The following is a 6,441-nucleotide window of genomic DNA, read 5'->3' as shown; positions in this document are numbered from 1 at the left end:
CCGGCGGGTACCCGCACCAGGCCGGGGCGGCGTACCTTGCCGGCGACCGCGACGACCAGCTCACCGGAGCCGGTCGCGGTCGCCTCGGGGGCGGCGGACACCTCGGGCGCGGCCACCGACGCCACCGGGCGGACCGGTTCGGCCTGCGGCCGGGATTGCCAGGCCCAGAAGCCGGCCCCGAGCACCACGACCACCGCGACGGCAGCCAGCGCCCGCACTCCGCGACGACCCGGATCGAAGGCGCCGGGGCCCGGCAGCCGGGACGCCGGGCCGCCGGACGGGTCACCCTCGTCGGATGCCGGCATCCCCTGGTCGACCTCCCCGACGGACACCCGAGGAGCGGATGCCACCGGATCGGCCCGTACCGGTGGAGCTGATCGGGACGGCGGCGCGGCCGAATCGGCGAACCGGCCGTACCGGGACGCGGGAACCGCCTCGGACACCGGACCGGACTGGTCGGAGTGCGTTGGCACGACTGACCGGAGGAGCGACCCTTCCGCCTCCGGTGCCGCCCCGACCAGGCGAAACAGTCGCCGCCGCACCGTGGCCTCCTCGTCCTCTGACACGACCCGAGGCTAGGGACGGAAGGTGGGCGGTCGCCGGTCGGCGGTCACCGTCTGTGGACAAGACAAGGCCCTGTGGACAACGCCCTGATCATGCACCTTGCTGCTATAGGAAGCGGCGGATCAGCGCCCGAATCCCTGCCCGACAGCAAGAGGCCCCGGCCACCCGTGACGGGTGACCGAGGCCGCTGCGGTGTCGAAGTCAGGCCAGGGGGCCGATCGCCTTCGCCAGGCCGACGAAGCGCTGCCAGGAGGCCGGCTGGAAGCTCAGCGTGCCGCCGTCGCGATCCTTCGTGTCCCGCACGAGGACGACGCCCGGGAGGTTGTCGGCGACCTCGACGCACGAGCCACCGTTGTTGCCGCTCTTCGTGCTCTTGCGCCATCGCGCGCCGGTCATGTCCATGATGCTGCCGCTTTCTTGATGAGGTCGAGGGACTGGGCCCGAGGTAGAGCCTCACCCACAATGCGCGCCCACCGTCGTTCGAGGGTAGCAATTTCCGGCCCCTGCTCGATGATCTGCGCACGGGCCTGGCCGTCCACGTGCGCCACCCGTAGCCCGTCCGGCAGGTCGGCCAGGATGATCGGTCCACCGAGCCCGGCGTACATGCCGACGTCCCTCGGCACGACGTGGATCTGCACGGAGGGCAGCGCGGCGCACTCGATCAGGTAGCCGAGCTGGTCGGCCATGAGCGCGGCGTCTCCGTAGGCCGAGCGGTACAACACCGCTTCGTCGATGACGGCGATGAGCAGGGGCGGGCGCTCACGTCGCAGAACGGCCTGCCGGCTGATGCGAGCGGCGACGAGTTGGTCCACCTCGTCGGCGGTCAGCGCCTCGCCGGCCAGCGTCGCTCGCGCGTAGGCCTGGGTCTGGAACAGGCCGGGCACCCACGCCAACTCGAACCACCGCAGCGCGACCCCCTCGCGTTCCCAGTCGACCCATGCACGCAACCAGGTTGGTTCCCGTCGTTTGAGTACGTCCGGCCAAAGGTCCGCCATCTCGCGGCCGAGAATCGCGGCGACCTGGGCTCGGTGGCGCGTCTGCGGGATCCGTCCCGGGTTTGCCCACTTGGCTGCCGTCTTCGGGTCCACGCCGATCTGAGCAGCGAGGCTGTCCGCCGTCTCGCCCGCCGCCGACATCGCTTCGATGACCGCGTGGTTCATCCACAGCCTCCCCGGAACGATCCGAACGTCTGAAAAGGATAGTGCAACGCAATGTATTCATCCCAACACGAGCGGCAAGGCTGGTCGAAACGGCCTGGTTGGTGGAGGCGAAGCCCGGCGACCGCGTACGTGGGGGTCGCCTCGGCGGGGAGGCGAGGCGGCCCCGCCCGACCTCGTCCGCGGGGAGCGATGTGCCGGAAGAGAAGAAGTCGGGGCGGCGGGCCCACCACCGCGTCCCGGAGTCGCGCTGGTCCGGCCGGTCGACGCCGGAGGCCCGATCGCGGCCCACGCCGACGTTCCGGACCGGCGACCTGCTGCACCTGACCCGCGCCGCGAGTGTGCAGTTCAGCCGACCGATCGTGGTGCGGGTGATCCGGGAGCTGACCGACCGGAACCCGTACCACGGCTGGTCGTGGATCGAGGGTTACGAGCTGGACGCGCGCGGAACGGCGGTGGCGAAGCGGGAGCTGTTCGTGCTGCTGGACGGCGTGCGCTGGCTGTCCCGAGCCCCAGCCGGGCGCGCCGCGCCGTCGGTTCGCGCTGCTCCGCGTGACCGCTGACGGCGGACGCTCAGGCGCGGCGCACGACGTCGGCCGGGGCCGGCCCGGCGAGGGTCAGCGGGCCTCCGGGTCCAGCCCCAACACCGCCCGTCCCCCGTCGACCGGCAGGGTCACCCCGTTCACGAAGGTCGCCGAGAGCAGGTACGCCACCGCCTCCGCCACCTCGTCCACCCGACCGGTCCGGCCGACCGGATGGAGCCGGGCCAGCTCCGCCTCGATCCACTCCGCCTCGGCGGGCTCCCGTTCGGCCAGGAACTCGGCATGCCGCTCGGTGTGGATCGAGCCGAGCGCGACGGCGTTGGTGCGCACTCCCCGGGGCCCGTACTCGACGGCCAGCGCCCGGGTCAGCCCCTCGACGGCCGCCTTGGCGGTGGCGTACGGCAGGCAGCCCGGCACCGGCCGAGTGGCCTGGTGCGACGAGACGTTGACGATCGCGCCACCGGTCCCGGCGGCGAGGAATCGGCGCACCGCCGTCGTCGCGCCGACCAGGGCCGGGCGCACGTTGAGTCCGATGAGGTCCCACACCTGCGCCGGCGGCGCGGAGTGCACCGAGGCGTCCCGGAACACCGCCGCGTTGTTGACCCAGCCGGCCAGCGGTGCGGCCCGCTCGGCCAGGTCGGCGGCGTGCCCGGCGACCTGCTCGTCCGCCGCGTCGCCGACCACCGGTACCAGCCGGTCGGCGGCGGGGTGCGCCGGCAGCCAGCTCAACGCGTCCCGGTCCCGCTCGACGACGACCACCGTGGCACCGGAATCGAGCAGCCGTTCCGTCACGGCCCGGCCGACACCCCGGCCGCCGCCGGTCACCACGTAGGACATGCCCCTCCCCCGTCCAGCAGAAGAGATCAGGGGCGGCGGTGCACGACCACGCTGGCCAGGCCCGGCCCGGCGTGGGCGGCGACCACCGCGCCGGCCTCGGAGACGTACGTGTCGTGCAGCCGCTCGCCGAGCCGCTCGGTGAGCGCTTCGAGGAGCTGTTCCGCCCGCTGCGGCGCGGCGAGGTGGTGCACCCCGAGGTCCACGTCGGCGTCGCCGGCCGCCTCGACGGCCAGGTCGACGAGGCGGGCCACGCCGCGGCTGGCGGTGCGTACCTTGTCGCGGACCACGATCGCGCCGTCCGGCATGTGCATGATCGGCTTGACCGAGAGGGCGGTGCCGAGCAGCGCCTCGGCCGCGTTGATCCGGCCGCCCCGGCGGAGGAACTCCAGCGTGTCGACGTAGAAGTAGATGGTGGTGCGGTCGACGGCGTCCAGCGCGGCCTGCCGTACCCCGGGAAGGTCGGCGCCGGCCGCGGCAGCCGTGGCGGCGGCGAGCACCGGGAAGCCCAGGCCCATGCCGGTGGAGCGGCTGTCGACCACCTCGACCCGGTCGCCCAGCTCGGCGGCGGCCAGCTGGGCCGCCTCGACGGTGCCGGAGAGTTCCGCCGACAGGTGCACCGACAGCACGGCGTCCGCGCCGGCGTCGAGCAGTTCCCGGTACGTCCGCGCGAACTGCTCGGGGGCCGGGCGGGAGGTGCTGACCGAGACCCGCCGGCCGCCGAGCACCCGGGTGGCGTCGGCGGGGAAGGTCTCGATCCCCTCCAGCCCCTCCGCGCCGTTGAGCACGACGGTCAGGGGCACCACGGTGAGCCGGTGCGCCCGCACCAGCTCGGGCGGGAGGTAGGCGGTGGAGTCGGTGACGACCGCGACGGGCATGCCCGGCACGCTAGCCGATCTCGCGGCCGCGTGCCCCGGCCGGACGGCTCAGACCGGCTCGCCGGGCGTCGGCCGGGTGATCAGCCCGACATTGTGGGCGCGCAGGTGCCAACCCGGGACCGTACGCCGCTTCACGCCGTCGTCGTAGCGCAGCTCGGTCCAGTGGCAGTTCTGCAGGGACCCCACGGTCCGCAGGACCGCGTGGTCCCAGCCGAGCAGGTAGCCACAGCCCTGCCGGGCCCCGCCCCCGTGGGTGGCGACCACGACGGTGCCACCGGGGACGAGATCGGCGGCGTCCTGGAAGGCGGCGCCGACCCGCTTGCCCAGGTCGTCGAGGGTCTCGATCTCCGCGCCCGGGTCCGGGTCGCCGGCCCGCCAGCGGGCGTACTCGTCCGGGAAGCGCTCGGCGACCTCGGTCAGGGCCAGCCCCTGCCAGCGGCCGAAGTACCGCTCGCGCAGCCGGGCGTCGGTGCGTACCGGAAGGCCCGTGACCGCAGCGAGGGCGGCGGCGGTGTCCGCGGCCCGGCTGAGGTCGGAGGCGACGATGGCGTCCGGACGCAGGGCCGCGAGCAGCGGCGCGGCAGCGCGGGCCTGCTCGCGGCCCCGGTCGTTCAGCGCCACGTCGGTCTGCCCCTGGACCCGGCTGGCGGCGTTCCAGTCGGTGTTGCCGTGCCGCCAGACGATCAGGCGGGTCATTCCGCGCTGGAGGTGCCGGCGGAGGCGTCCGCCTCGACCAGGTCCCGATCCACGAACGGGATCTGGGGGCAGTCCTTCCAGAGCCGGTCGAGGGCGTAGAACTCCCGCTCCTCGGTGTGCTGCACGTGCACGACGATGTCGACGTAGTCGAGCAGCACCCAGCGGCCGCCCCGCTCGCCCTCGCGGCGCACCGGCTTGGCCTTCTCCGGCAGCTCGAGCAGCCGCTCCTCGATGGCGTCGACGATGGCCAGCACCTGACGCTCGTTGGGGGCCGCGGCGAGGACGAACGCGTCGGTGATGGCGAGCTGGTCGCCCACGTCGATGATGACGATGTCCTGCGCCTTCTTGTCGGCCGCGGCCTGGGCGGCGGCCATCGCCAGCTCGTGAGCGCGTTCGGAAACTGTCACCGTTCTCCTTCGATCAACCGTACGACCCTCCAAGCGTCTCATACCCGGGGGCGCGACGACTTGTCAGTTCTGGTCGATTATCCGGACAGAAGCTCACATACCAGGCGTGGTCACCGCTGGTAGAGCCGGCGTTTCGCGATGTACTGCACCACACCGTCGGGCAGCAGATACCAGACCGGCTCCCCCCGGGCCACCCGCTCGCGGCAGTCGGTGGAGGAGATCGCCATCGCCGGGACCTGCACCAGGCTCACCGTGTCGGCGGGCAGATGCTTGTCGGTGAGCTCGAACCCGGGCCGGGTCACCCCGATGAAGTGGGCCAGCTCGAAGATCTCGTCCAGGTCCTTCCAGGAGAGGATCTTCTCCAGCGCGTCCGCGCCGGTGATGAAGTAGAGCTGCACCTTCGGGCCGTACTCGGCGTGCAGGTCGCGCAGGGTGTCGACGGTGTAGGTGGGGCCACTGCGGTCGATGTCGACCCGGCTGACCTGGAAACGCGGGTTGGAGGCGGTGGCGATCACCGTCATCAGGTAGCGGTCCTCGGCGGGGCTGACCGGCTCGTCCGCCTTCTGCCACGGCTGACCGGTCGGGACGAAGACCACCTCGTCCAGGCCGAACCGGTCCGCCACCTCGCTGGCCGCCACCAGGTGCCCGTGGTGGATCGGGTCGAAGGTCCCGCCCATGATCCCGATCCGCCGGATGTCTTCCTCCACCCGACGATCGTAGGCCGGGGACGGCCGGCGGCCCGTCGGGGCCACCGGACCGTCCCAACCTCCGGCCCGACTCAGGCCGACGCGGCGGCCACCGCCGTCCGCGCGACCAGCGCCCGGCGCAGGTCGTCGTCCAGGTCGGTTACCCAGCGGCGCAGGCCCGGCGTCAGGTCGTCGCGGGCCAACAGCGCCGCAGCCAGCTCCCGGGTGGGCTGCGCCACGGCGTACCGGGGGAACGCCAGGGTGGTCACCCGGTCGGCCGTCCAGGCGGTACGCAGCCGCGCGGCCGCCGGCATGTCGGCGAAGTACCGCTCGACGTACGGCGCGGTCAGCTCGGCCTGCTCGGGCTGCCAGAAGCCCTCGGCGGTCGCCTCGACCAGCCGGTTGGACAGCTCGGTGCTGCTAATCACGATCTCCCAGGCGATCCGCTTGGCCTCGGCGTCCGGCAGCGCCGCCCGGCAGCACGCGGCCCGTTCCGCCCCGGTGGCGCTGCGGTCGGCGGCTGCCTGCGCGGCGATCTCCGACTCGCCCGCCGCACCCAGCACCACCAGCCGCAGCAGCAGCGCCCAGCGCAGGTCGGTGTCCACCGCCAGCCCTTCCGGCACCCCGTCCCCGGCCAGCCAGCCGGCGAGCAGCCCGGTGTCGGTGCTGGCGGCGAT

Annotated in this window: 9 protein-coding genes and 1 pseudogene; 1 reads left to right on the top strand and 9 read right to left on the bottom strand. The window is 73.3% G+C overall.

All coding sequences use genetic code 11. The annotated features are described in order from the left end of the window. The 3 genes and pseudogenes from JNW89_RS38985 to JNW89_RS23805 all read right to left on the bottom strand — a co-directional run. Nucleotides 1–566 (bottom strand): annotated as a pseudogene (locus JNW89_RS38985) (hypothetical protein); the annotation flags it as partial. Between the two features lie 199 nt (nt 567–765). Beyond that, nucleotides 766–960 carry a DUF397 domain-containing protein gene (locus JNW89_RS23810; RefSeq protein ID WP_238450569.1) on the bottom strand — a complete coding sequence of 65 codons (195 nt, stop codon included), beginning with the start codon at nt 958–960 and terminating at the stop codon, nt 766–768. Continuing rightward, nucleotides 957–1,724 carry a DUF5753 domain-containing protein gene (locus tag JNW89_RS23805; protein ID WP_238450568.1) on the bottom strand — a complete coding sequence of 256 codons (768 nt, stop codon included), beginning with the start codon at nt 1,722–1,724 and terminating at the stop codon, nt 957–959. Before JNW89_RS23805 ends, JNW89_RS23810 begins: the two co-directional genes overlap by 4 nt. 191 nt (nt 1,725–1,915) lie before the next feature. Between JNW89_RS23805 and JNW89_RS23800 the strand changes: the two genes are divergently transcribed. Continuing rightward, nucleotides 1,916–2,284 (top strand): hypothetical protein, encoded by a 369-nt coding sequence (locus JNW89_RS23800; protein ID WP_375155131.1) that lies wholly within the window; start codon nt 1,916–1,918, stop codon nt 2,282–2,284. Nucleotides 2,285–2,338: 54 nt separating this feature from the next. On the opposite strand, the gene JNW89_RS23795 is transcribed toward JNW89_RS23800, so the two are convergent. The 6 genes from JNW89_RS23795 to JNW89_RS23770 form a co-directional block, all read right to left on the bottom strand. Beyond that, nucleotides 2,339–3,100 carry an SDR family NAD(P)-dependent oxidoreductase gene (locus tag JNW89_RS23795; RefSeq protein WP_238450567.1) on the bottom strand — a complete coding sequence of 254 codons (762 nt, stop codon included), beginning with the start codon at nt 3,098–3,100 and terminating at the stop codon, nt 2,339–2,341. A gap of 26 nt (nt 3,101–3,126) precedes the next feature. Beyond that, nucleotides 3,127–3,975: a DegV family protein gene (locus JNW89_RS23790; protein WP_238450566.1), complete on the bottom strand. Its 849-nt coding sequence runs from the start codon at nt 3,973–3,975 to the stop codon at nt 3,127–3,129. A 48-nt stretch (nt 3,976–4,023) separates the two neighbouring features. Beyond that, the gene (locus JNW89_RS23785) at nt 4,024–4,671 is read right to left on the bottom strand and encodes a histidine phosphatase family protein (RefSeq protein ID WP_238450565.1); all 648 of its coding nucleotides are present in this window, start codon (nt 4,669–4,671) and stop codon (nt 4,024–4,026) included. Next, a complete protein-coding gene (gene rsfS, locus JNW89_RS23780; protein WP_238450564.1) occupies nt 4,668–5,078 on the bottom strand; it encodes a ribosome silencing factor in 411 nt (136 codons plus the stop codon). The genes JNW89_RS23785 and rsfS overlap by 4 nt, the downstream gene beginning before the upstream one ends. 110 nt (nt 5,079–5,188) lie before the next feature. Further along, a complete protein-coding gene (nadD, locus tag JNW89_RS23775; RefSeq protein ID WP_238450563.1) occupies nt 5,189–5,785 on the bottom strand; it encodes a nicotinate-nucleotide adenylyltransferase in 597 nt (198 codons plus the stop codon). Between the two features lie 71 nt (nt 5,786–5,856). Further along, on the bottom strand, nt 5,857–6,441 hold a 585-nt coding region (locus tag JNW89_RS23770; protein ID WP_238450562.1), incomplete at its 5' end, for an ERAP1-like C-terminal domain-containing protein.

Source organism: Micromonospora sp. 4G55 (assembly GCF_016803375.1).
This window is presented reverse-complemented; position numbering and strand designations above follow the sequence as displayed.